Source organism: Kitasatospora sp. NPDC056446 (assembly GCF_042796115.1).
GTDB lineage: Bacteria > Actinomycetota > Actinomycetes > Streptomycetales > Streptomycetaceae > Kitasatospora.
In genome coordinates this window covers 81043-103925 of sequence record NZ_JBHTRF010000012.1, presented here as the reverse complement: position 1 = coordinate 103925, position 22883 = coordinate 81043, and the positions used below count along the sequence as shown (strand labels likewise).

Genomic DNA, 22883 nt, shown 5'->3' with positions numbered 1-22883 from the left:
TGTCACCCTCCTACTCGGCGACCGAGACGTAGCGGTCCTCGTCCTCGTCCGGGTCGTCGCCCTCGGGCTCGCTGAGGTCGACGGCGACGCCGGGCAGGGCCTGGCGCAGGCGCTGCTGCATCTCGTCACTGAGGAAGTGGTGGTGCAGGTCGAGGGAGCGCAGGTGGGTCAGCGGCTGGCCCTCCAGCAGGGCGGCGGCCCCCTCGTCGGTCAGCACTCCCATGGAGAGGTCGAGCGACTCCAGTCGGGCGACCACCGGCGCGTGCGCGAGCGAGGCGGCGATCTCGTCCTGGGCCTCGCTGTTGGCCAGCCCGAGGTGGCGCAGCTTCGGGAAGCGGGAGCCGTCCAGGAAGGGCGCGAGGTCCTCCGATGTCGTGTCGCCGCCGTACTCGTCCACGCCCAACCAGAGCTCCAGGCGCTCCAGTGCGGGCAGTTCGGAACCGGACACGGCCCGCACCACGGTGGCCGGCAGGCCGCCGGACTCGAACCGCAGGCTGGTCAGCCGGTCGTGCCGGACCGGCTCCAGGACGAGGCCCGTGCCGCCGCGCACGGTCAGCGTCCGCAGCCCGGGGAAGGCGGTCAGCAGCGGGGTGACATCGCCCATCTCCATCCAGGAGATCTCGCACTCGTCGTACGTCACCTCGCCCAGGAAGAGCGCCTCCAGGGCGGGCAGCCGCCCGGCCTCGGCCGCGATGGCCTCGACCGTGGCGCGCACCGGCCCGTAGCCGTCCTGCCACCAGGCGCCGATCACCACGGCGCGGACTCGGGCCGGGTCGACGGTCCGGAGGAACGACTGCCAGAGCCGGCCGAAGTCCTCCTTGGCGCCGTACTCGAGGGAGAGGCGCCAGGCGACGGACTCGGCGGCGGGCCGGGGCCCGGAGGCGTCGGGGGTGAACTCGTGGATCGGCAGCTCGTGGAAGCGCTCGATGTGGTGCGAGACGGCCATGTCGGATCCTGGTGGGTCGGTGGGTCGGTGGGTCGGTCGGTGGTGGGACGGTCGGTCGGTCGGGCGGCTGCGGTGGCCGACGGCTACTCGGCCACCGCGACGTACCGCCAGCGGTCGTCGGGCTTGCCGGGCTCGCTGAGGTCGACCTCGACGCCGGGCAGGGCCTGGCGCAGGCGCTGCTGCATCTCGTCGGTGAGGAAGTGGTGGTGCAGGTCGAGGGAGCGCAGGTGGGTCAGCGGCTGGCCCTCCAGCAGGGCGGTGGCGCCCTGGTCGGTCAGCACGCCCATGGCGAGGCTGAGCGACTCCAGCCGGGCGACCACCGGGGCGTGCGCCACGGCGGCGGCGATGTCGTCCTCGAACTCGCTGTTCTGCAGCCCGAGGTGGCGCAGGGCCGGGAATCGCGTGCCGTCCAGGAACGGCGCGAGGTCGGCCATCGTGCTGGTGCCGCCGTAGTTTTCCACCCCCAGCCAGAGCTCCAGCCGCTCCAGGGCCGGGAAGTCGCAGCCGGCCACCGAGCGCACCACCGAACCGGGCAGCCCGCCGGCCTCGAAGCGCAGGGCCTTCAGCGCCTCGTGCCGCAGCGGCTTCAGGGCCAGGCCGCCGCCCTTGTCGTCCCAGTCCTCCGAGGCGCCGCGCACCACCAGCTCGGTGAGCTGTGGGAACGCCGTCAGCAGCGGTGTGATGTCGCACTGCTGGATCCAGGAGATCTCGCACTGCTCGAAGGTGATGTCACCGACGAACAGGGCACGCAGGGCGGGCAGTCGCCCGGCGGCGGCGACGACCGCCTCCATCGGCTCGCGGAAGCTGTCCGGCTCGTCCGGCGCCCACTGGCCGATCACGACGGCCGTCACCCGCTCGGTGTCGACGGTGTCGAGGAACTGCTGCCAGCGCTCGGCGAACGTCGACTCGGAGTCGTAGTCGAGGTTGATCCGCCAGGCCGCGGCGGCCGCGTCGGGCAGCCCGAGCGCGGCGGGACCGTCCTGCCCGCCGGCCTCTTCCAGGGCCCCGACGAAGTCGAAGACGGGGAGACCGTGGAACTGCTCGATGTGGTCGTTGACAGTCATGCGCTACTCCTCCGGAGGTCTGGGCCGAACAACTGTCTACCAGTCGGGACTGACAATCCGGCGGCCGGGTCGCCGTCCGGGCGCGTTGTCAGACCCTTGCTCTATGTTCCGGTCATGGCTCCGGAGAGTGACCGCGGGAGACGCGGCGGAGCCGTGGGCCCGGGCGTCCGCCGGGGCCCGGCCGTACGGTGAGGGAGGACTGATGTACCGCCAGGGCGATGTGCTGATCGTGCCGGTCGAGGAGGACGCGGTGCCGGCGAGGGTGGCCGAGCTGTCCGTGCAGCCCCGGAACACCCGGGGCCGGATGGTGCTGGCACTCGGCGAGGTCACCGGCCACGCCCACGCCGTGGTCGGCCCCGGCGAACTGCGCCGGGAGTCCGGGCCGTTCGGCGCGGGGTGGCTGCACCTGCCGGAGGGCGGCCGGGTGGTCCACGAGGAGCACGCGGCGATACCGCTGCCCAAGGGCTGGTACCGGGTGGTGCGCCAGCGCGAGTACCTCCCCGGTGCCGTGCGGATGGTCGCGGACTGACGCGGCTTCGTCCGCCGCACGGCTCGGCGGGCGGCCGGGGAGCGGCGGCGGATGGCGTGGGGTGCGGGCAGGCCCCGTGGAACGGATCGGCAACGGAACGGGAACGGACGGTCGGGCGGGGAGCCCGGCCGGGAACGGAGCAGGCGATGGAAACGGTGACCCAGGACGACCCGACGGGTGCGGGGACGGCGGCCGGGCCCGCCGAGGTGACGGCCCGCTGGCGGGCGGCAGCGGCGGCCACCGGGCCGGGCGACCGGGCGGCGGCCGAGCGTGCCGTCCGGGCCGCCTACCGGGCGGCCGGGCTGCCCGGGCCCGCGGCGATCCGCTGGTTCGACTCACCGCTCGCCGCGACCGAGGCGGCGCTGGAATTGAGGGCCGCTGGTGCGGACAGCGTGCGCGAGGCGGTGCGGACCGGGCCGTGGGAGCAGGCGCGGCGCGGTGCCGTCGAGCAGGTCGGCCCGGCCGGCTGGTCCGCGCACTGGGCGCTGACCGGCGGTGAGCTCGGCCCCGTCACTGTCCCGCTCGCCGACCGGGTGCGCGATGCCGTGCTCGACCGGCTCGCCCCCGAGGCCGACCGGGAGGCGGACGTCGACGTGGCCGTCGCCGCGCGGGCCCGCCGCACCACCGTCCGACTCGCGCTGCTGGACGCCGTCCGGGGGCAGCACGACGCGCCCTGGTTCGCCGCGTTCGAGGCCGGGCCCGGAGCCGTCCCGGTCGCACCGCTCGCGGAACTGGCCCGGGAGGCCGGCTGGTGGTGGCCCTACCGGGACGTCGCCCTGCTCAGCGAGCGGCCGACCGAGCTGCACCGCGACGAGGCCGGCCGGCTCGACCGCGCGGACGGGCCCGCCCTGGAGTACGCCGACGGCTTCGCCCTGCACGCCTGGCGCGGCATGCCCGTCCCGCCGGAGTTCCTGGCGGGGCTGGCCGACGTGAGCGTCGAGCGGATCGGTGCCGAGGAGAACGCCGAACTGCGCCGCGTCCTGCTGGAGCACTACGGGTACGAGCGCTACCTGGCCGACTCCGGCGCCGAGCCCGTTCACCGCGACGAGACGGGCGTGCTCTGGCGGATCGTCCTGCCCGACGACGAACCGGTGGTGATGGTGGAGGTGGTCAACTCCACCGCCGAGCCGGACGGCACCTACCGCACCTACTGGCTGCGCGTCCCGCCGAGCACCCGTACCGCCCGGGCCGGGGTCGCCTGGACCTTCGGCATACCCGAGAGCGCCTACCGGCCGCAGCGCGAGACCTGACCGGGTCGCGGGCCCCGGCCGGGGGCGGTGCCGACGAGGGGGCCGGGCGGTGCCGGACCTCAAGGCCTCGGGGCCTCACGGTGCCGGGGCGCGGGGTGCCGGTGACCGGGCGATCAGGACGGGCTGGAAGAAGCCGGTGTCGGCGGGCGGCTCCCAGCCGGTCCCGGTGAAGCCCGCCTCCTCGGCGAAGGCGGTCAACTGCCCCTGGGTGAGCGCCCAGTAGGTGGACCGGCGAACGTCGACGCGCCACTGCCCGGCGTCGTCGGGCCGCAGCTGGAACAGCTCCAGGTCGTACCGCTCTCCGTCCTCATGCCAGTGCCAGAGCTGGAAGGCGACGGACCGCTGCCCCGCCGGTTCGGAGGTCTGCGGGGTGGTGGACGACGGCCGGGTGCGGCGCAGTTCGTCGTACGGGCGGGTGGTCAGCAGCAGAAGGCCGCCCGGGCGCAGGACGCGGTGCATCTCGCCGAGCGCGGCGAGGACGTCCTCGGCGGTGAGCAGATGGGGCAGCGCGTTGTCGGCGCAGACGACGACGTCGAAGCGGTCGTCAGGAAAAGGGAGCCGTCGCATGTCGGCGGCGGCGGTGGGGAGGTCGAGTCCACGCCGGGCGGCCTCGGTGGCGGCGCGGCCGGCGGCCACCGGGCTGATGTCCGTACCGGTGACGCGGTGGCCGTGTCCGGCGAGGCCGACCGCCTGGGTGCCGATGCCGCAGGCGCAGTCCAGGACCTCGGCGGCGCGGTCGCCGAGGCAGCGGCGGATCAGGGCGTCCAGGGCGGTGCCCTGACGGGCGACGGCGGCCTCCCAGTCGGCGTACAGGAGGTGGTAGTCGGCCGCGAAGCCGTCATAGAAACGGGCGATCGGGGAACTGGTCATGGCGCCATCCTCACAACGCGCGGCGGTGCGCAGTACCGGTTTTCGCTGGCTCCCGGGCCCGTACGGGCGGGGCGGAATCCGGTGGCCGGGTGGCGTCCCCGCCGGGATGATGCGGGCATGCGCACCTTCGAGGAACTGATCGCCGAGGCCGAGGCCGCCTCCGTGGACGGCTGGGACTTCTCCTGGCTGGACGGCCGGGCCACCGAGGAGCGCCCCTCCTGGGGCTACCAGCGGCTGCTCTCCGAGCGGCTGGGCGCGGCGACGGCGGCCCTGGACATCCAGACCGGCGGCGGTGAGGTGCTGGCCGGCGCCCTGCGGCCGGCCGAGCCGCACGGTCGGCGTCCGACCGTCCTCGCGGCCACCGAGTCCTGGCCGCCGAACCTGGCCCGCGCCACCCGGCTGCTGCACCCGCTGGGCGTGGTGGTCGTCGAAGACCGGGACGAGCCGCCGCTGCCCTTCGCCGACGAGGCCTTCGACCTGGTCAGTAGTCGGCACCCGGTACGGGCCTGGTGGACGGAGATCGCCCGGGTGCTGCGGCCCGGTGGCGGCTACTTCGCGCAGCACGTGGGTCCGGCGTCGGTCTTCGAGCTGGTCGAGTACTTCCTCGGGCCGCAGCCGGAGGCACGCGAGGGCCGCCGGCCCGAGGTCGAGAGCGAGGAGGCCCGGGAGGCCGGGTTGGAGGTGGTGGACCTGCGGTCCGAACGGCTGCGGACGGAGTTCCGCGACATCGGCGCGGTGGTGTACTTCCTGCGCAAGGTGGTGTGGATGGTCCCGGGGTTCACGGTCGCCGCCCACCGTGACCGGCTGCGCGAACTGGACGCGAGGATCCGCGCCGAGGGGCCGTTCGTCGCCCACTCGGCGCGGTTCCTGATCGAGGCACGGAAGCCGTGACGGCCGGGGCCGCGACGGTCTGAGCCCCGGCCGCCCCGACCACCCCGCCCCGCCCGTCGGGCTCCGACCCGGCCCCGGCCCCGACCCGGCCCCCGACCCGCCCCGCCGCGACGCGGCGGACGCCTATGCCTGGGTGACCAGGTCCAGGTAGGAGTCGTGCCAGAGGTCCTCGTCGCCGTCCGGCAGGAGCAGGACGCGGTCCGGCCGGAGGGCTTCGATGGCGCCCGGGTCGTGGGTGACCATCACGATCGCGCCCGGGTAGGCGCCGACCGCGCCGAGGACCTCGGTGCGGGAGGCCGGGTCCAGGTTGTTGGTGGGTTCGTCCAGGAGCAGGACGTTGGCGCCGGAGTGGACCAGGGCGGCCAGGGCCAGCCGGGTCTTCTCGCCGCCGGAGAGGACGTCGGCGGGCTTGTCGGCGTCGTCGCCGCGGAAGAGGAACGCGCCGAGCACGTGCCGGAGTTCGCCGTCGTCGAGGGCGGGTGCGGCGTGGGCGAGGTTGTCGCGCACGCTGCGGGCCGGGTCGAGGGTGTCGTGCTCCTGGGCGAAGTAGCCCAGCCGCAGTCCGGGGCCGGGGACGACCCGGCCGGAGTCCGGTGCCTCGTGCCCGGCCAGGATCCGCAGCAGGGTGGTCTTGCCGGCGCCGTTGAGGCCGAGCACGACGATTCGGCTGCCCCGGTCGACGGCCAGGTCGAGGCCGGTCAGGACCGGCCGGTCCCGGTAGGACTTGGCGAGGCTGATCGTACCGAGCGGGATCCGGCCGCAGGGGGCGGGTTCGGGCAGCCGGATCCGGGCGGTGCGTTCGGCCTGCCGTACGGGTTCGAGTCCGGCGAGCATCCGGTCGGCGCGGCGGGCCATGCTGCGGGCGGTGGTGGCGGTGGCGACGTTGGCCCGCATCCGGTCGGCTTGGGAGTGCAGTGCGGCGGCCTTGCGTTCGGCGTTGGCCCGCTCCCGGGTGCGACGGCGTTCGTCGGCGGCGCGCTGGGCGAGGTACGCCTGCCAGCCGGTGTTGTGGACGTCGATCGTGGCGCGCTGCGGGTCCAGGTGGAAGACCCGGTTGACGGTCTCCTCCAGCAGGTCGGGGTCGTGGCTGATCAGCACGAGTCCGCCCGGGTGGGTGGCGAGGAAGCCGCGCAGCCAGGCGACGGAGTCGGCGTCGAGGTGGTTGGTCGGCTCGTCGAGCAGCAGGGTGCCGTGGTCGGCGAACAGGATGCGGGCCAGTTCGACCCGGCGGCGCTGGCCGCCGGAGAGCGTGCCGACGGGGGACTCCATCACGCGGGCGGGCAGGCCGAGTCCGGCCGCGACCCGGGCGGCCTCGGCCTCGGCCGCGTAGCCGCCCCGGGACTGGAAGGCGGCGTCGGCACGGGTGTAGGCGTCCATCGCCCGGCGCTCCTCGGCCGGGGACCCGGCCAGGGCCATGGCCTGCTCGGCGGCGCGCAGTGCGCGGACGGCGGTGTCCAGGCCTCGGGCGGCGAGGATGCGGTCGGTGACGCTGACGGCCGGGTCGGCGGCGCGGGAGTCCTGCGCGAGGTAGCCGACGGCGCCGGTGCGGGTGACCGACCCGGCGGCGGGGGCCAGCAGGCCCGCGAGGGTGGCGAGCAGGGTGCTCTTGCCGGCGCCGTTGCGGCCGACGAGGCCGATCCGGTCACCGGGGGCGACGTGCAGGGTGACGTCGGACAGCAGCAGACGGGCGCCGACGCGCACGTCGACACCACGGGTGGTGATCATGGGGTAACGCTCCGAAACAACTGGCGGGCAGACGGGTGGCGTGGAAGCGGGTCTGCCGGCTAGGAGATTCGGGGCGTGGACATGCGGGCCAGGCTAACGGGCGGCCGGTCGGGACGCATCCGAATTGTTCCGGACGCGCCCGACCCCCGACCCCGGCGCGGAGGGTCAGCTCCGCAGGACGGCGCCGAGCACCGCCGGGCGGAACAGCAGCGTCGGCGGCTCCACCAGGGACATCACCTCGTGGAAGGCCGCGGTGACCAGCGGGTTGCGGGTGGCGCCGCTCAGCACCTTGTCCAGGAACCGGTGCTGGATCTTGAGCAGCGCCCCGGAGGGCGCGCCGGTGGTGGTGTCGAACCGGGCGTCCTCGGCGCAGGACATCACCCACGGGTTCTTGGACGACGTGGCGATGGCGCTTCGCGCGTCCCGGGCCGCGGCGTGGCCGATGCCGCCGTGCCGCAGCGCGGTCCGGCGCAGTGCCTGGGCGCAGAACAGCGCGACGGTGACCCCCTGGCCGTACACGGGGTTGAAGGTGCTCGCGGCGTCGCCGACCGCGACCAGGCCGTCCGGGCCGCCGCGTTCGTAGTGCCGCCGCACGCCCGGGCCGGGGAGGAAGCCGCGGACCTCGCCCGCGGGTTCGGCGGTGTGCAGCGCCTCGCGGAGCAGCGGGTCGCGCAGCTGCTCCAGGTGCCTGGTGAAGCCCTCCTCGCCGGGGTCGGGTTCGGCGCCGCGCATCCCGGCGAGGCTGACGATCCAGCGGTCGCCCTCGACCGGGAGCAGGACGCCCATCCTCGGCGCCTCCGGGGCCTTGGTCTGGAGGTAGACGGCCTGGCCGCCGAAGTCGACGCCGGCCGGGCGGTGGAAGAGCCGGGAGGAGTAGGCGACGCCCGCGTCCACCCGCTCCTCGGCGACCGGGCGGCAGCCCAGTTCCGTCAGCCACTTCGGCACCGAGGTCGAGCGGCCGGCCGCGTCGACCACCAGCTCGGCGGGGATCTCGCGGACCTCGCCGCGCTCCGGGCCGCGTTCGCGGACCTTCACCCCGGTCACCGCGCCCGCCGTCCCGAGCAGGCCGACCACGTCGGTCCCCTCCAGGAACTCGATCGAGGAGTCGGTGCGGACCCGGTCCAGGACGAGCTTGTCCAGCACCGGACGGGTGCAGGAGAGGAAGGACATCTGCGCCGGGTACTCGGCCATCCACCCGGCGGAGCTCAGCCACTTGACCTCCGAGGCGAGCACCCGGAGCGCGCCCGCGGCCAGCAGTTCCTGCTTGATCCCGGGCATCATCTCGTCCAGGGCCCGGTGCCCGGCCTCCAGGATCAGGTGCGCGTGCCGCCCCTGCGGCACTCCGGCCCGGAACGCCGCCTCCGCCGGGTAGTGGTCCCGCTCCACCACGACGATCCGCTCGGCGTGACCGCGCAGCGCCCACGCGGCCACCGTCCCGGCCAGTCCGCCGCCGATCACCACCGCCGTGCCCCGCCCGGGGCGCTTCTCCGAAGAACTCATGACACGTAGCGTAGTGGCGCGGTCAGTGCTCCGTCACGGCTTCGCCTGGAGGAACGTGCCTGCGCACGGCGCCTGTTGACGCCCGGTCGGGAGGTGTGGGAGGTGCGTGAGGTGCGGCCGGAACGGGTGGTGGCCGCGCACCGGACGTGACCGGCTCCGCCGGGCGGTCCGGGCCCGGAGCGGCAGACCGACCCGCGCGGCGGGCGACGGCACCGGCGGCAGGACCCAGCACCCGGATCCGGAGAACGGACCCGGTGGCAGGTCCGGGTCGTACGGGTACTACAATCGACCGGGTTGTGTCGGTCGCCTCTCGCGGTGCGCAGACGCGCGGAGCCGAGGAGGTGAGAGCCGTGGAGTGCAGTAGTACGGGTCGAAGTCGGCCCCGCCCCCGGTTGTCCCGCACCACTCCCGGCACCCGGCACTCCTCCTCCCGTACGGCTCCCGTGCGCCGCTGACCCGCCCGTTCCGGCGGGGCGCCGCCGGTCGCGCCGTGCGCGTGGCGGTCGGCCGGGTGTCTCCGGCCCGCCCCGTTCCGGTACGGCGGCCGGGCACCCACCGTGGAGGTCTCCGCCATGTCCGACTGGCGTGTGCGCGCCGTGCGCGCGAGCAAGCGTCCGTTCTCCCGTTCCGTGATCCGGCCCGCGGACACGCAGCCCGCGCCCGAGCACTCGATGGACCCGCGCCCCGACCAGCCCGTCGAGCCGGTGACGCTGGAACGTTCCGTCGTGGAGGCGGCGGTCTACCGGGACGGCCGTCGGACGGACGCGCCCTCCGACCTCGCCGACATCTACCGCACCCTGCCCGGCCGGCCCGGCACGATGGCCTGGATCGGCCTGTTCCGCCCCGCCGAGGCGCAGCTGCTGGAGGCCGCGGACCGGTTCAACCTGCACGAACTGGCCGTCGAGGACGCCATCGTCGCCCATCAGCGCCCGAAGCTGGAGCGCTACGGCGACACGCTGTTCGTGGTGCTGCGCGCCGCCCGCTACCTGGACGAGGCGGAGGAGGTCGACTTCGGGGAGATCCACCTCTTCGTCGGGCCCGACTTCGTGCTCACCGTCCGCCACTCCCAGGCCCCGGACCTGTCGGCGGTGCGCCGCCGGCTGGAGGCCGATCCGGAGCTGCTGGCACTCGGCCCGGAAGCGGTGCTGTACGCGGTGCTGGACGCCGTGGTGGACGGCTACGCGCCGGTGATCGCCGGGCTCCAGCACGACATCGACGAGATCGAGACCGAGGTGTTCGGCGGCGACCCGCAGGTCTCCCGGCGCATCTACGAGCTGTCCCGCGAGGTGATCGAGCTGCAGCGGGCCACCCGTCCGCTGCTGGAGATCATGCGGAGCCTGGAGGCGGGCTTCGGCAAGTACGGCACCGACGACGAGCTGCAGCGCTACCTGCGCGACGTCGCCGACCACGCCACCTACGCCGCCGAGCGGGTGGACGGCTTCCGGCAGATGCTGCAGAACATCCTGACGGTCAACGCGACGCTGGTCTCGCAGCGCCAGAACGAGGAGATGAAGCAGCTCGCCGAGGCGGGGCACGCCCAGAACGACGAGATCAAGAAGATCTCCTCCTGGGCCGCGATCCTCTTCGCGCCGACCCTGATCGGCACCGTGTACGGGATGAACTTCGATGACATGCCGGAGCTCAAGTGGGCCTTCGGCTACCCCTTCGCGATCGGGCTGATGGCGCTGGTGTGCACCGGGCTCTACCTGGTCTTCAAGCGCCGCAACTGGCTCTGACGGGGTCGGGGCCGCAGGGGGCCGGTCCGGCCGGGGCGCGGGGGAGAGGGACCCGGCCGGGGTGCGGGGAGAGGGCCCCGGACGGGCGGCGTCAGGGATTCGTCAGGGCGTCGGCGCGGTGCTTGCCGGGGGTGGCGGGCGCCGGTTTGATGGAGCACATGAACCGCCCGGTACGCCATCACGACCGCCCGCCGCATCCGCGGCCGCCGGTCCGCGCTGCCGTGGCCGTCATCGCCGTGCGCTGATCCGAGCCTCCCCGCCGGAGGGCACGGCACGTGCCGCGCCCCGTCCCGCCGCCACCGCGGCGCGGGCGGGGGCGGGCGCGTGAGGTCCGCATTCCCGTGACGCCGTCGCGTCACGTCTCCTGAGCCCGCACTCCGGCCCCGAGCAGGGCCGGTGGTGCCTCACACCCTGGGAACGGTCATGTCCGACTCCGCCCTGTCCACCCCCGTCTCCGCCCTCACCTCCGTCGCCGCCCCCGGCAGCGCCCCCTCGGCCGCCGCCGCCGCCGTCCCGTCCGGGCAGGTGCTGTCCGGCCGCACCGCGCTGGTGACCGGCGCCTCCTCCGGGATCGGCTGGGAGAGCGCCCGGCTGCTCGCCGGGCTCGGCGCCACCGTGCTGGTGCACGCCCGGACCGCGGCCGAGGCCGAGGCGGCCGTCGCCCGGCTGGTCGCCGCCGGTGCCCGGCGGGACCAACTGGTCGAGCTGGCCGCGGACTTCACGCACCTCACGGAGGTCGCGGTGCTGGCCGGTACGGTCGTCAAGCACTACCCGGCGCTGGATCTGCTGGTGAACAACGCCGCCGCGATGGCGCCCGAGCGCTGCACGCTGACCGATGACGGCAACGAGGTCTCGCTGCAGGTCAACTTCCTGGCCGCGCACCTGCTGGCGAAGCTGCTGCGGGCCCCGCTGGCGGCGGCCGGCGACGCCCGGATCGTCAACGTCTCCTCCTCGCTGCACCTGACCGCCTCGATGAACTGGTCGGACCCGCACCGGGTGAAGAGGTACTCGCGGGTCGCCGCGTACGCGCAGTCGCAGCTCGCCCTCACCATGGCGACCGCCGACATGGCCCCGGCCGGTTCCGGTGTGACCGCCGTGAGCCTCAACCCGGGCCAGTGCGCCACCGCGCTGCTGCCGCTGTACGGACGGACCGGCGCGCCGGCGGCGGAGGGCGCGGCGGCCGTGGTCCGGCTCTGCCTGCCGTCCGTCGCGGTGGCCAACGGTGCCTACTACGACGGTGGTTCGGTCGCGCGGACGGCGCCGGCCGCGCAGGAGGAGCGTTCGCTGAAGCGGCTGGCCAAGCTCGCCGACCAGTTGGTCGGCCAGGCGGCCTGAACCACCCGAACCGAAGGACCGGAGGAACCACGATGTCCAAGCGCGCCCGGAAGAAGAGGGCCCGGCGGAAGAAGAACGCCAACCGCGGCGGCCGGGCCGGTCAGGGCTGACCCGGGCCCCGGCCGTCCGTCGCCGGACGGCGGTGGCCGCCGGGTGCCGGGGCGGACGCTAAGGAAGCGTCAAGAACGGTGCCCGGCGACATCAAGGAGGCGTCAGGGCGGGCCCTGCGGCGGTCGGCGCGGCACTAGCGTCGCGCGGCGGAAGCGAGAGCGGAAAGAGTGAAACGGTTCTGCGTTCGGGGCGTCGGATATCTCCGGGACCCGGCAGGCCGTGCCACGGGGGAAAGGGACGTGCGGTCATGACGACCTCCACAGCACACGGGTCGACCACCACGAAGGAGGGCCACTCACCGGGCCGCTCACCGAGCCACTCACCGGGCCACTCGCCGGAGGCGGCGCGGCCCGCCCGGGCGGGCACCCCGGCGGGCACCCCGGCCCGCCTCCGCCGCCGGCTCCGGACGATCGGCAGCCGGGCCCACTGGACCACCCCGCGCCTGGTGCGCGGCCTCACCGCGCTGAGCCTGGCCACCCTGCTCGGCCTCGGCGCCACCGCCACCGCCGTACTCGCCGGGGCCCGCGACGGCACCGACACCATCGGCCACCGGGCCGCCCCGCAGGCCACCCGCGCCGCCGACCTCTACTTCGCGCTCAGCGACATGGACGCCCAGGCCGCCAACCTGCTGCTGGTCGGCGCCGACCCCGACTACACGGCACTGCGCAAGCAGACCCTGGACACCTACGAGCAGCGCCGCGCCCAGGCCGACGACGACCTCCAGCAGGCCGCCCAGGCGGCGGCCGACGACCCGGCCGGACAGCGGGCCGTCCAGCTGGTGCTCGGCAGGCTCGGCAGCTACGAGGCCCTGGTGGCCCGGGCGCAGCTGCTGGAGGAACAGGCCAAGTCCCCGGCGGGGGAGCCCTCGCCCGCCGCACTGGAGACCTACCGGCAGGCCACGGACCTGCTGCGTCAGCAGCTGCTCCCCGCCGCCGACCAGGTCACCGTCGCCGGGGACGCCACCGTCGAGCACGTCTACCGGCAGCAGCGCGACTCCCTGGGCAGCGGCTGGTGGTGGCTGCTCGGCGTCGGCCTGGCGGCCGTCGCCGCGCAGCTCGGGCTCCAGCGCGCCCTCGCCGTGCGCTACCGCCGGGTGGTCAACCCGGCCCTGGCCGCCGTCACCCTGCTGACCGGCACGGCGCTGGTGGTCGGCCTCGACCTGGCGGGCCGCGCGGAGGACCACCTGGTCACCGCCAAGAGCAACGCCTACGACTCGGTGATCGCGCTCAGCCGGGCCCGCGCCCTCGCGTACGACATGAACGCCGACGAGAGCCGCTACCTGATCGACCCGACCCGCGCCGCCGTGTACGAGCAGGCCTTCGTCGAGCAGACCCAGGCGATCGCCCGGATCGACGGCGCCACCCTGGCGGACTACAACGCCCGGCTGGCCGACGCCGCCGCCCGGCACCGCGCCGACCATGCCGTGGTCCCCTTCGGCGGCCACCTCGGCAGCGAGCTGCACAACATCACCTTCCCCGGCGAGCAGGACGCCGCCGAGCGGGTGCTGGACACCTTCCGGCAGTACCAGACGACCGACCGCAAGATCCGCGAGCTGCGCACCGAGGGGAAGCTCAAGGAGGCGGTCACGCTCAACACCGGGCTCTCCAAGGGGCAGTCCAACTTCGACTTCGAGCAGCTGGCCCGGGCGATCGGGGACACCGTCACGATCAACGCCACCGCGATGGACCGGGCGATCGCCGACACCGACGGCGACCTCGACGGCACCACGGCGGCCCTCGCGGCGGTGGTGCTGGCGGCGGCGCTCGGCCTCACGGCGGTCGGCGTGCGGCCCCGGCTGCGCGAGTACCGGTAGCGTCCTGCGGTCCTGCGGTCCTGCGGTCCTGCGGTCCTGCGGTCCTGCGGTCCTGCGTTCCTGCGTTCCTGCGTTCCTGCGGTGCCCGGGACCGGACGCGCTACCGGGCGGGGCGGGCGAGCAGTTCGTACTCGGCGTCCGGGTCCCGCTGGCGCCGGTACTCGACGTGCAGTCGGACGGCGGCGCCCGGTTCGGCCGCTCCGGCGAGCGGCTCCCGGCCGGCCGGGAGCAGGCGGGGCCCCGGCCACTGCTGGGCCAGGACGGCCAGCGGGCTGCCGTCGGCGTCGCGCACCACCCAGGTGGCGCGTCCGCCGCCGATCAGCGGCAGCCGGGGGCGGGGGAGTCCGAGGGCGGTGAGGGCGGCCGGGAGGTCGAGGCCGTCGGGGAGGTCGACCGTCGCGCCGTGCGGGGCGTCGGCGTCGTCACCGGCGGCGACGCTGTCCCGGGTGAGGAGGATGCGCATGACGCGAGGATAGGCCTCACCCGTGTGCCGGATTGACAATCACCCTTGCCGTACCGGCACATGGCAGGCATGGTCGACGAAGAGTTCGAGAACGTCCTCACCACGGTGGGTCCGCGACTGCGGGCCCTGCGCCGGGAGCGCGGCACCACGCTCGCCAAGCTGGCCGCGGCGACCGGCATCTCGCTCAGCACCCTGTCCCGGCTGGAGTCGGGGCAGCGCAAGCCGACCCTGGAGCTGCTGCTGCCGCTGGCCAGGGAGTACCGGGTGCCGCTGGACGAGCTGGTCGGCGCCCCGGCCACCGGCGACCCGCGGATCCACCCGCGCCCGGTGACCAGGAACGGCCAGACGATCGTCCCGCTCACCCGACACCTGGGCGGGATGCACGCGTTCAAGCACATCGTCCCGCCGGGCCGGAACGCCGGCCCGGAGCTGGAGCTGAAGGTGCACGAGGGCTACGAGTGGCTGTACGTGCTCTCCGGCCGGCTGCGGCTGGTGCTCGGGTCGCGGGACCTGGTGCTGACGGCCGGTGAGGCGGCCGAGTTCGACACCCGCACCCCGCACGCGTTCGGCAACGCGGGAACGCTGCCGGTGGAGTTCCTCAGCCTGTTCGGTCCGCAGGGCGAGCGCATGCACGTCCGGGCGCGCCCGGGAACCTCTGTTCGGTAGGTTCGTTCCTGACAGGGGGTCTTTCTTGCGGCTCCCGTCAGGCCGTCCGGGAGGGGCCGAGGAGATGAGTGTGCAGCAGAGCGCGGAATCCGGCGAGAGCGGCGGAGCCGGGGAGCGCGGCGCGGCCGGGCACGCCCGGTCGGGGACAGGGGAGCAGCCGGGCGCACGACCGGGTGAGGGGCCCGGCGAGGGGCCCGGTGCGGAGGAGAAGCGCCCGCGGAAGAAGCGCCCGTTCTGGCAGGAGCTGCCGATCCTGCTGGTGATCGCCCTGCTGCTCTCGCTCGGCATCAAGACCTTCTTCGTTCAGGCCTTCTCCATCCCCTCAGGGTCGATGGAGCAGACCCTGGCGATCGGCGACCGGGTGCTGGTCGACAAGCTCACCCCGTGGTTCGGCGCGAAGCCCGAGCGCGGGGAGGTGGTGGTCTTCCGCGATCCGGGCGGCTGGCTGGAGGGCACGCCGACGACCCCGGACAACGGGGTCATGGGGACCGTCCAGAAGGCGCTGAGCACCGTCGGCCTGATGCCCTCGGCGGACGAGAAGGACCTGATCAAGCGGGTGATCGCGGTCGGCGGGGACACCGTCCAGTGCGAGGCGGGCGGTCCGCTGAAGGTGAACGGCCAGGCGCTGGACGAGCCGTACCTGTTCCCCGGCGCGACGCCCTGTGACAACGACCCGGTGGGCACCGTCACCGTGCCCAAGGGCAAGCTCTGGGTGATGGGCGACCACCGCAACAACTCGCGGGACTCCCGCTGGCACCACAACGAGACCGGCGACGGCTTCGTGCCGGTGGACAACGTGGTCGGCCGGGCCTTCGTGGTGGCGTGGCCGCTGTCGAACTGGTCGACCCTGCCGGTGCCGGACACCTTCGACAAGGTGCCGGCCGGGGCGGCCGGTGCGGCCGGCACGTCGTTCGAGGCGCCCCCGGCGTCGGATGCGCTCGCGCTGGCCGGGGTCGTGCCGGTGGCGCTGTGGCTGCGGCGGCGGTCGGTGCGCAAGGACCGCGGAGCGCGGTCCGACCGGGCCTGACCCGGTCCGGCCCGGTCGGGCGGTCCGACCCGACCGACCCGGCCGGATCGGGTCGACGGATCGGGTCGGCCGGCTTCGACGGAACCCCTCCCGCTGTTCTCTACACGCCTGTAGAGTCCAGGAGGTGAGCTGCACCCCCGGCCGCGCGGCCGACCCGATCAGGGCCGCCGTCGCGGCCGAGGCCGGGTCGGGAGGCGGAGCCGTGATGGAGAGTCAGTGCGGGCCCCGGGGCGTCGCGGAACCGGCGGACCGCGAGGTCCGGTGGGTCCACCAGCCGGTCGAGGTGGACCTCGGCGACGGCACCTGGGCGCTCGGCCGGATCAGCGGCTGGTGGCAGGACGGGTCCGGCCGGTCCTGGTGCCGACTGCGGGTCACCCGCAGCGGGCAGCCCCCGAACTGGGAGCGGTACGACCCGGAGAGGGTGCTGCTGCTCCCCGTATCCGGTCTCTGAGCAGGCAGGTCGCAAATGTTTGGCGGAACCGTTCGGCGAGCCCTATCGTCCCTGGGAGCGACCGCCGACATGCCACTTCAGCGACCGGGGACGACGTGACTTCGGAGATCTACTTCAGCAACAACTACCGCGACCTGTGCGAGCAGTACGGCACCGGCGCGGGCTTCCAGTTCGAGTTCTCCTGCTACCGGTGCTCGGATACCTGGCGTTCGCCGTTCGAGGCGTTCCGAACCGGGCAGATGGCCGGCTGGATAGGCAAGGGCGTCAGCGCGGCCTGGAACCTGATCGGCGGCAACGCCAACACCATCAGCAACGCCGCCGACGGTCTGGCCGGCCAGACCTGGGGCACCTCGCGGGACGCTGCCTTCCAGCGCGCGATCACCACCGCCCAGACGAACTTCAACCGCTGCGGCCGGTGCACCCACTACGTGTGCGGCCGCTGCTTCGACCCGGCCCAGGGGCTGTGCTTCACCTGCGCCCCGGACACCGCGGCCGAGGCGCTGGCGGCGCAGCGGCGCGGCCTCAATGACATGGTCTCCGAGCGCGCCTACAAGTCGGGGCAGCAGTCCGGGGCCGAGTTCGACGTCAACACGCCGCGCCAGCTGGTCTGTCCGCAGTGCCACACCGAGACGCACGGCACGCCGTTCTGCCAGGGCTGCGGCTTCCGGCTGGCGACGCCCGTCCAGTGCGGCAGCTGCCAGAAGGACGTCCCGGACGGTTCCGCGTTCTGCCCGTCCTGCGGGACGAGGCGCTGACACCCCCCCCCGCACGCACGACGGCGGGGCGCTCCCGGGACGGCGGTCCGGGGGCGCCCCGCCGTCGTGCGTGCGGTGCGTGCGGTGCGTGTGCTGTGCGCCGTGTGCGGTGCCTCGCGTGCGGCTCGGGTGACCGGGTCGCACGCGAGGCCGTGCCTCAGCCGTACGAGACGTTGGCGCAGGGGTCGTCGTCCGCCGAGCGGGCGGTGCCGCTGACGCTGGACGGCAGCGGTGCCGGGGTGCCGGCCGCGCCGGGGGCGGAGCCGGCGGTCGCCGGGTTGGCGGCCGCGAAGTCGTGGCCGAGGACGACGCTGATGCCGCGGGCTCCGGGCTGGACGGTGGCGCCTGGGAACAGCTTGGCGACCGCCTCGGCGGAGCCGCGCTCGCCCGCGCCGTACTCGACGACGGTGCTGGTGCGGGCCTTCCCGGCCGCGTTGCCGACGGTGGTGACGGTGTAGCCGGCGCCCTTGACCGTCTCCGCGGCCTTGCTGCCGAGCCCGGTCTCGCCGGTGCTGTTGAGCACGGAGACCTTGACCTCGGCGGCCTTGGGGTCCGGGGCGGCGGTGGGGGTGGGCGTGGCTTCGGCCGCGGGGGTGGTGGGGGCGGCGGAGGGGTCGACCGGTGCGCTCGCGTCCTGGCCGTCGATGGTGCGGTCGGCCTTGAGCGCGGCCCAGAGCTGGTCCACGTCCGGGTGGACCAGGGCGACCCGCGGGCCCTCGTAGCGCCAGGGCGCGGTCAGGAACTTGACGTCGTGCAGGTTCACGTCCTTGAGGGACATGGTGAAGTCGAGCAGCTTGGCGGCCGAGCCGAGGTCGGGGTCGACGGTCAGCGACTTGGTGGCCGCGTCGGCGAGCGGCAGCAGGGTGGTCGGGTCCATGCCGCGGGACTTGACCTCCTTGATGAGGGAGGACAGGAAGGCCTGCTGGCGCTTGGTGCGGCCGATGTCGGAGCCGTCGCCGATGCCGTGGCGGACCCGGACGTAGTCGAGCGCGGCCTGGCCCTCGACCTTCTGCTTGCCCTTGGCGAACAGCAGCTTGCCCTTGTGGCCCAGGTTGGGGTTGAGGTCGCCCTCGTGGATGTCGTTCGGCAGGCAGACCTCGACGCCGCCGACGGCCTTGGTCATCGAGGCGAAGCCGTTGAAGTCCACCACGATGGTGTGGTCGACGCGCAGGTTCGTCAGCTTCTCGACGGCGTTCTGGGTGCAGGCCGGGTTGCCCTGTTCGGTGTCGCCCACGGAGAACGCGCTGTTGAACATCGCGTTGGTCTGCTCCTTGGTCCACTTGCCGTTGGGCAGTTTGCAGGACGGGACGGTGACCAGGGAGTCGCGGGGGATGGAGATGCCGACGGCGTGCTTGTGGTCGGCGTAGACGTGCAGCAGGATCGCGGTGTCCGAGCGGGCGCCGCCGTCCCCGCCGCCGCCGAGGTCGTTGTTGCCGTTGCCGCGGCTGTCCGAGCCGATCAGCAGGACGTTGACCGGGGTGCGGCCCTGGGAGTCCGGGGCCGCGGCCTCCGGGCGGTCCTTGCTGACGGCGTCCCGGTCGAAGGTGGTGAGGTTGCTGTTGAGGCGGTAGTAGAGGGCGCCGCCGCCGAGGACCACGAGCGCGGTGCAGCCGGCGGTCACCCAGAGCACCTTCTCCTTGGTGCTGCGTTTGGGCTTCTTCTTGGCCCGGCCCGCCGAACGGCCGCCCGGTATGCCCGTGGAGTCCTTTTCGGGGCTTTCCGCCTTTTCGGCCCCTTCGGACCTTTCGCCCCGGTCGGGAGCGGTTTTCCGTCCCGCCGCCCGACGTCCGCCTGCCCGGTGCGGCGAATTTCCGGGATCGGGGGAACCCTTGCGGCCAGACACGTCGTCATCCTCCACAGTTGCCACGGTGTGCCCGTCGAAGCGGTGGGTTCGCGTGGTCCGGGGCCGGAGCCGATCCGGGCGAGGCCCGTCGCTAAACTTTTACACCGCTGTAGAACTTCAGTGGAGCATACTAGGCGCAGATGAGAAAACCGGCTGGTCAGACCATGAGAATTGGTCGGCCCGGCCGGGTTCGTCCGCACCGCCTCCGCATCACCTCCGCATCACCCCGCACCCCCCGTACGAGGAGCACGATGACTCACCGGATCGCACGTTCGATAGCCGGCGCCCTGGTGGCACTGCTGGCCGCCGTCGGCCTCACCGCCGCGGCGTCGAGCGCGACGGCGGTGGCCGCACCACGAAGCGTCGCGGCCGTCGGGGCCACCGGGGCCACCGCGGCCGTCGGGGCCACCGGGCCGTCGGGGGCCTCCGCGGCCTCCGCGCCGCTCGCCTCGTCCGCCGGCTCGACGAGCGCCGAGGCCTCGCACCTCGCGGCCAAGGACGAGAAGAAGAAAAAGGGCTTCTTCGCCAAGCTCGGCAAGTTCCTGTTGGTCGTGGTCATCCTGATCATCCTCTTCTTCGTCCTGCTGATCATCGGGATCATCTACCTGGTGAAGCGGATCTTCAGCCGCCGCCGCTGACCGGGCGGGCCCGCCGCCGACCGGCCCCGCCCTGACGGCGCGGGCGCGGGCCCGGGCCGGGGCGGGCCACCCTGGCACGATTGGCCCTGGCCAGGGCGGCGCGGGCCGCCCGAGGATGGGCGGCATGAGCGACTTCCACGTGAACCCCGAGGCGCTGCGCCCCGAGAGCCGGACCGTCCACCCGCCACTCGCCGAGACCACCGGCAGCCGCCCGATGGGCGTCCCCCTGCACCAGGGCCACCTGTTCGCCTTCGAGACCGCCGACGCGCTGGTCCAGGCCCACGAAGGACCGGACGGCGCGTTCTTCTACAACCGCTACGGCAACCCGACCGTCCGCTCGCTGGAGGGCGCCGTCGCCGACCTCGAAGGCGGCACCGGCGCCCTGGCCACCGCCTCCGGCATGGGCGCGATCACCACCGTGCTGCTCGCCCTGCTGCGCACCGGCGACCACGTGGTCGCCCAACGGAGCCTGTACGGCGGCACCTTCGCCCTGCTGGCCGACCTCGCCGAGCGCCGGGGCGTCACGGTGACCCTGGTGGGCGGGGACGACCCGGCGGAGGTCGAGGCCGCCCTGCGGCCCGAGACCCGGGTGCTGTACCTGGAGACCGTCTCCAACCCGACCACCCGGGTCACCGACCTGCCCGGGCTGATCGGCGTGGCGAAGCGGGCGGGGGTGCCGAGCGTGGTCGACAACACCTTCGCCACCCCGCTGCTGTGCCGCCCGATCGAGCACGGCGCGGACATCGTGGTCCACTCCGCGACCAAGTACCTGGGCGGGCACTCGGACGTCCTCGCCGGGATCGCGGTCTTCGCCGACCCGGACCTGCACCGCAGGGTCTGGCAGCAGTCCCTCGAACTCGGCGCCACCGTCGACCCGTTCGCCGCCTGGCTGACCCTGCGCGGCATGCAGACCCTCGCCCTGCGGGTCCGCCGGCACTGCGACACCGCGCTCGACCTGGCGGGGCGCCTCAGCGGCCACCCCGCCGTCGCCGCCGTCCACTACCCGGGCCTGCCCGCCCACCCGGACCACGAGCTGGCCCGGCGGCTGCTGCCCGACGGCCACGGCGGTGTCCTCGCCTTCGACCTCGCCGGCGGCCGGGAGGCGGCCCGGGCCTTCACCGAGTCCGTACGGCTCGCTTCGCTCGCACCGTCGCTGGGCGGGGTGCACAGCCTGGTCCTGCATCCGGCGAGCACGTCCCACCGGCAGCTGTCGGACGAGGAGTTGGCGGCGGCGGGAGTCGGGGCCGGGCTGGTCCGGATGTCGGTGGGCATCGAGCACCCGGAGGACATCTGGGCGGACGTGGAGCAGGCGCTGGCGAAGGTGTGAGCCCGGCGGGTGGCGGCGGGGCGGACGGGTCCCGCCGCCGGTGCCGGTGCCGGTGCCGGTGCCGGTGCGAGGCCGGGGGCGCGGCGGCTCGCGCCGGGGCGGAGCCGTCAGCGCGGTCTGGCCCGGGCGGCGAGGAGGGCGATGTCGTCCTCGGCCGCGGGGGACGGCGGCGGGACGAGGGAGTGCAGGACGGCGTCCAGCAGGTCGTCGAGCTCGCCGGTGGCGGGCAGCCGCAGGGCGGCGAGGCGGGCGAGGGATTCGTCGATGTCCTCGCCGCGGCGTTCGACCAGGCCGTCGGTGTAGAGGAGCAGGGTCTGGCCGGGGACGAGCGGATGGGTGGCCTGCTCGTAGCCGCCGAGGCCGGTGCCCAGCGGCGGGCCGGTGGGCAGGCGCAGCAGCTCGGTGGGCCGGCCGGGGGCGACCAGGGCGGGCGGCAGGTGGCCGGCGCTGGAGAGGGTCCAGCGCCTGCGGCCCGGGTCGGCGAGGGCCAGCAGGCAGGTCGCGGGGCGGGCGGAGTCGTCGGCGGAGATGACGGTGTCGAGCTGGCGCAGGATCCGGTGCGGGGGCAGGTCCATGCCGGCGATGTCGCGCAGGGCCGAGCGGTAGTGGCTCATGTCGACGGCGGCCTCGACGCCGTGTCCCATCACGTCGCCCATCGCCAGCAGGGTGCGGCCGAACGGCAGCCGGACCGTCTCGTACCAGTCGCCGCCGACCACCGAGCTGCTGCCGGAGGGCAGGTAGCGGGAGGCGAGCGCGAGGTTCTGGTGCGGGTTGCCGGGTTCGCTGAGCAGGGCCCGCTGGAGCTCCAGGGCGATGCCCTGGGAGCGGCTGTAGCGGCGGGCGTTGTCGATGGCGGTGGCGGCCCGTGCGGCGAGGTCGCCGAGCAGGGCGGCCTCGTCGGCGGTGAACGGCGGGGTGGCGGCGGCTCGGCCGAGGGTGAGCACCCCGACCAGGCGGCCGCGGGCGGCGAGCGGCAGGACGAGCAGCGAGGCCGTCCCGGCGGGGCAGGCGTCCTCGGACCCGGGCTCGGTGAGTACGGCGATGCCGCCGGTGAGGCTGCGGACCGCGGCCGAGCCCTCCCGGTGGCGAATCGATTCCCCGGGCCGGGGGAGGTCGGCGAGGCCGGCGGTCAGCGCGGGGACGGCCCGGACGGCGGCGCGGTGCAGACGCTGGGACGTGCGGTGGCCGGCCCGGGCGGGTTCGGCCTCGGGTGGCAGGACGTCGACCGCGGCCAGGTCGGCCAGGCCGGGCACGGCGAAGGCGGCGAGCTCGGCGCAGGTGGTGCCGATGTCGAGGGTGGTGCCGATCCGTTCGGCGGCGGCGTCGAGCAGCGTGTGCCGGGCGCGGGCCTGTTCGAGCTCGCGCAGCTGCTCGCGGGCCGGGTCGGGGTCGTCCAGGACGACCACGATCACGCCGGTGGTCCGTCCGGCCCGCCGCAGCGGCCGGTAGCGCACCCGGAGGCCGGGCGGCACCGGGTGGCCCGCGCCGTCGGGACCGCCGGTGGCGTGCTCGCGGTCGTGTCCGTCGGCGAGCACGCGGCGCAGCGTGGCGGCGGCGCCGGCGAAGGCGGTGGCCTCGGCGGGGCGGCCGAGCACGTCGGCGCGGCGCAGGCCGGTGGCGGTGGTGAAGGCGGGGTTCAGGTACTGCCAGCGCAGCCGCTCGTCGAGCACGGCGACGCCGACCGGCGCGGCGGCGAGGACCGCGCGCAGCAGGTCGGGATCGTCGTCCTCCTGGTCACTGCCGGTGATCGCGCCGAGCTTCGCGGCGAGGGCCGCCGCCGTCGCCGCCAGGGACCGGGTGCCCGGTGTCGCGGACGGGGGGTCCTCTGCTCGGTTGCCGTGCCGGAAGTGCATACGCCCATGATCACGCGCCCGGGCGCGGCACGCCCACAACTGGAGGAAACCTTGACTGGGCGGAGACGGTGTTGTAGCGGACTGGTTGCC

The 22883-nt window shown here is 74.5% G+C and carries 20 protein-coding genes; 12 read left to right on the top strand and 8 right to left on the bottom strand.

Annotated elements, in window-relative coordinates:
• Positions 1-10: 10 nt before the first annotated feature.
• Both ACFQ6N_RS11080 and ACFQ6N_RS11075 read right to left on the bottom strand, forming a co-directional pair.
• Positions 11-946, bottom strand: a complete 936-nt coding sequence (locus ACFQ6N_RS11080) for an STM4015 family protein (protein WP_380648474.1) — start codon at positions 944-946, stop codon at positions 11-13.
• A gap of 83 nt (positions 947-1029) precedes the next feature.
• Positions 1030-2010, bottom strand: coding sequence for an STM4015 family protein (locus ACFQ6N_RS11075; RefSeq protein ID WP_380648473.1), 981 nt, complete (start codon positions 2008-2010; stop codon positions 1030-1032).
• Between the two features lie 202 nt (positions 2011-2212).
• On the opposite strand from ACFQ6N_RS11075, the gene ACFQ6N_RS11070 reads away from it, so the two are divergent.
• The gene (locus ACFQ6N_RS11070) at positions 2213-2539 is read left to right on the top strand and encodes a hypothetical protein (RefSeq protein WP_380648472.1); all 327 of its coding nucleotides are present in this window, start codon (positions 2213-2215) and stop codon (positions 2537-2539) included.
• Between the two features lie 146 nt (positions 2540-2685).
• The gene (locus ACFQ6N_RS11065) at positions 2686-3789 is read left to right on the top strand and encodes a DUF6745 domain-containing protein (protein ID WP_380648471.1); all 1104 of its coding nucleotides are present in this window, start codon (positions 2686-2688) and stop codon (positions 3787-3789) included.
• Between the two features lie 75 nt (positions 3790-3864).
• Here the strand turns inward: ACFQ6N_RS11065 and ACFQ6N_RS11060 are convergent, their stop codons facing one another.
• Positions 3865-4659, bottom strand: a complete 795-nt coding sequence (locus tag ACFQ6N_RS11060) for a class I SAM-dependent methyltransferase (RefSeq protein WP_380648470.1) — start codon at positions 4657-4659, stop codon at positions 3865-3867.
• 117 nt (positions 4660-4776) lie between these two features.
• Between ACFQ6N_RS11060 and ACFQ6N_RS11055 the strand changes: the two genes are divergently transcribed.
• Positions 4777-5550: a methyltransferase domain-containing protein gene (locus ACFQ6N_RS11055; RefSeq protein ID WP_380648469.1), complete on the top strand. Its 774-nt coding sequence runs from the start codon at positions 4777-4779 to the stop codon at positions 5548-5550.
• A gap of 123 nt (positions 5551-5673) precedes the next feature.
• Here the strand turns inward: ACFQ6N_RS11055 and ACFQ6N_RS11050 are convergent, their stop codons facing one another.
• Positions 5674-7275: an ABC-F family ATP-binding cassette domain-containing protein gene (locus ACFQ6N_RS11050; RefSeq protein WP_380648468.1), complete on the bottom strand. Its 1602-nt coding sequence runs from the start codon at positions 7273-7275 to the stop codon at positions 5674-5676.
• A 165-nt stretch (positions 7276-7440) separates the two neighbouring features.
• A complete protein-coding gene (locus ACFQ6N_RS11045; RefSeq protein WP_380648467.1) occupies positions 7441-8775 on the bottom strand; it encodes an FAD-dependent monooxygenase in 1335 nt (444 codons plus the stop codon).
• 572 nt (positions 8776-9347) lie between these two features.
• On the opposite strand from ACFQ6N_RS11045, the gene ACFQ6N_RS11040 reads away from it, so the two are divergent.
• From ACFQ6N_RS11040 to ACFQ6N_RS11030, 3 genes are all read left to right on the top strand, one after another.
• On the top strand, positions 9348-10511 hold the full coding sequence (locus tag ACFQ6N_RS11040; RefSeq protein WP_380648465.1) for a magnesium and cobalt transport protein CorA: 1164 nt from the start codon (positions 9348-9350) through the stop codon (positions 10509-10511).
• A gap of 423 nt (positions 10512-10934) precedes the next feature.
• The gene (locus ACFQ6N_RS11035; protein WP_380648464.1) at positions 10935-11846 is read left to right on the top strand and encodes an SDR family NAD(P)-dependent oxidoreductase; all 912 of its coding nucleotides are present in this window, start codon (positions 10935-10937) and stop codon (positions 11844-11846) included.
• Positions 11847-12204: 358 nt separating this feature from the next.
• Entirely contained in the window at positions 12205-13770 is a 1566-nt protein-coding gene (locus tag ACFQ6N_RS11030; RefSeq protein WP_380648463.1) for a hypothetical protein, read from the top strand.
• 100 nt (positions 13771-13870) lie between these two features.
• Here the strand turns inward: ACFQ6N_RS11030 and ACFQ6N_RS11025 are convergent, their stop codons facing one another.
• Positions 13871-14233, bottom strand: coding sequence for a hypothetical protein (locus ACFQ6N_RS11025; protein ID WP_380648462.1), 363 nt, complete (start codon positions 14231-14233; stop codon positions 13871-13873).
• 69 nt (positions 14234-14302) lie between these two features.
• Between ACFQ6N_RS11025 and ACFQ6N_RS11020 the strand changes: the two genes are divergently transcribed.
• The 4 genes from ACFQ6N_RS11020 (at position 14303) to ACFQ6N_RS11005 (ending at position 17132) form a co-directional block, all read left to right on the top strand.
• A complete protein-coding gene (locus ACFQ6N_RS11020; protein WP_380648461.1) occupies positions 14303-14899 on the top strand; it encodes a helix-turn-helix domain-containing protein in 597 nt (198 codons plus the stop codon).
• A gap of 64 nt (positions 14900-14963) precedes the next feature.
• Positions 14964-15926, top strand: coding sequence for a signal peptidase I (gene lepB, locus ACFQ6N_RS11015; RefSeq protein ID WP_380648460.1), 963 nt, complete (start codon positions 14964-14966; stop codon positions 15924-15926).
• Between the two features lie 124 nt (positions 15927-16050).
• Positions 16051-16377: a hypothetical protein gene (locus tag ACFQ6N_RS11010; RefSeq protein WP_380648459.1), complete on the top strand. Its 327-nt coding sequence runs from the start codon at positions 16051-16053 to the stop codon at positions 16375-16377.
• A 95-nt stretch (positions 16378-16472) separates the two neighbouring features.
• Positions 16473-17132: a zinc ribbon domain-containing protein gene (locus ACFQ6N_RS11005; protein WP_380648458.1), complete on the top strand. Its 660-nt coding sequence runs from the start codon at positions 16473-16475 to the stop codon at positions 17130-17132.
• Positions 17133-17289: 157 nt separating this feature from the next.
• Here the strand turns inward: ACFQ6N_RS11005 and ACFQ6N_RS11000 are convergent, their stop codons facing one another.
• Positions 17290-18762 (bottom strand): LCP family protein, encoded by a 1473-nt coding sequence (locus ACFQ6N_RS11000; RefSeq protein ID WP_380648457.1) that lies wholly within the window; start codon positions 18760-18762, stop codon positions 17290-17292.
• 464 nt (positions 18763-19226) lie between these two features.
• On the opposite strand from ACFQ6N_RS11000, the gene ACFQ6N_RS10995 reads away from it, so the two are divergent.
• Positions 19227-19613 (top strand): hypothetical protein, encoded by a 387-nt coding sequence (locus tag ACFQ6N_RS10995; protein ID WP_380648456.1) that lies wholly within the window; start codon positions 19227-19229, stop codon positions 19611-19613.
• A 124-nt stretch (positions 19614-19737) separates the two neighbouring features.
• Complete coding sequence (locus tag ACFQ6N_RS10990) at positions 19738-20940, top strand: trans-sulfuration enzyme family protein (RefSeq protein ID WP_380648455.1); 1203 nt, start codon at positions 19738-19740, stop codon at positions 20938-20940.
• A 107-nt stretch (positions 20941-21047) separates the two neighbouring features.
• Here the strand turns inward: ACFQ6N_RS10990 and ACFQ6N_RS10985 are convergent, their stop codons facing one another.
• Positions 21048-22793: a SpoIIE family protein phosphatase gene (locus tag ACFQ6N_RS10985; protein WP_380648453.1), complete on the bottom strand. Its 1746-nt coding sequence runs from the start codon at positions 22791-22793 to the stop codon at positions 21048-21050.
• Between the last annotated feature and the right edge of the window lie 90 nt (positions 22794-22883).

Excerpts from the sequence above, each read along its gene's own strand:
- ACFQ6N_RS11035 (WP_380648464.1), top strand. The coding sequence starts at position 10,935 with ATGTCCGACTCCGCCCTGTCCACCCCCGTCTCCGCCCTCACCTCCGTC.
- ACFQ6N_RS10990 (WP_380648455.1), top strand. The coding sequence starts at position 19,738 with ATGAGCGACTTCCACGTGAACCCCGAGGCGCTGCGCCCCGAGAGCCGG.
- ACFQ6N_RS10985 (WP_380648453.1), bottom strand. The coding sequence starts at position 22,793 with ATGCACTTCCGGCACGGCAACCGAGCAGAGGACCCCCCGTCCGCGACA.
- ACFQ6N_RS11080 (WP_380648474.1), bottom strand. The coding sequence starts at position 946 with ATGGCCGTCTCGCACCACATCGAGCGCTTCCACGAGCTGCCGATCCAC.
- ACFQ6N_RS10995 (WP_380648456.1), top strand. The coding sequence starts at position 19,227 with ATGACTCACCGGATCGCACGTTCGATAGCCGGCGCCCTGGTGGCACTG.
- lepB (WP_380648460.1), top strand. The coding sequence starts at position 14,964 with ATGAGTGTGCAGCAGAGCGCGGAATCCGGCGAGAGCGGCGGAGCCGGG.
- ACFQ6N_RS11055 (WP_380648469.1), top strand. The coding sequence starts at position 4,777 with ATGCGCACCTTCGAGGAACTGATCGCCGAGGCCGAGGCCGCCTCCGTG.
- ACFQ6N_RS11045 (WP_380648467.1), bottom strand. The coding sequence starts at position 8,775 with ATGAGTTCTTCGGAGAAGCGCCCCGGGCGGGGCACGGCGGTGGTGATC.
- ACFQ6N_RS11060 (WP_380648470.1), bottom strand. The coding sequence starts at position 4,659 with ATGACCAGTTCCCCGATCGCCCGTTTCTATGACGGCTTCGCGGCCGAC.
- ACFQ6N_RS11030 (WP_380648463.1), top strand. The coding sequence starts at position 12,205 with ATGACGACCTCCACAGCACACGGGTCGACCACCACGAAGGAGGGCCAC.
- ACFQ6N_RS11040 (WP_380648465.1), top strand. The coding sequence starts at position 9,348 with ATGTCCGACTGGCGTGTGCGCGCCGTGCGCGCGAGCAAGCGTCCGTTC.
- ACFQ6N_RS11050 (WP_380648468.1), bottom strand. The coding sequence starts at position 7,275 with ATGATCACCACCCGTGGTGTCGACGTGCGCGTCGGCGCCCGTCTGCTG.
- ACFQ6N_RS11070 (WP_380648472.1), top strand. The coding sequence starts at position 2,213 with ATGTACCGCCAGGGCGATGTGCTGATCGTGCCGGTCGAGGAGGACGCG.
- ACFQ6N_RS11075 (WP_380648473.1), bottom strand. The coding sequence starts at position 2,010 with ATGACTGTCAACGACCACATCGAGCAGTTCCACGGTCTCCCCGTCTTC.
- ACFQ6N_RS11065 (WP_380648471.1), top strand. The coding sequence starts at position 2,686 with ATGGAAACGGTGACCCAGGACGACCCGACGGGTGCGGGGACGGCGGCC.
- ACFQ6N_RS11025 (WP_380648462.1), bottom strand. The coding sequence starts at position 14,233 with ATGCGCATCCTCCTCACCCGGGACAGCGTCGCCGCCGGTGACGACGCC.
- ACFQ6N_RS11020 (WP_380648461.1), top strand. The coding sequence starts at position 14,303 with ATGGTCGACGAAGAGTTCGAGAACGTCCTCACCACGGTGGGTCCGCGA.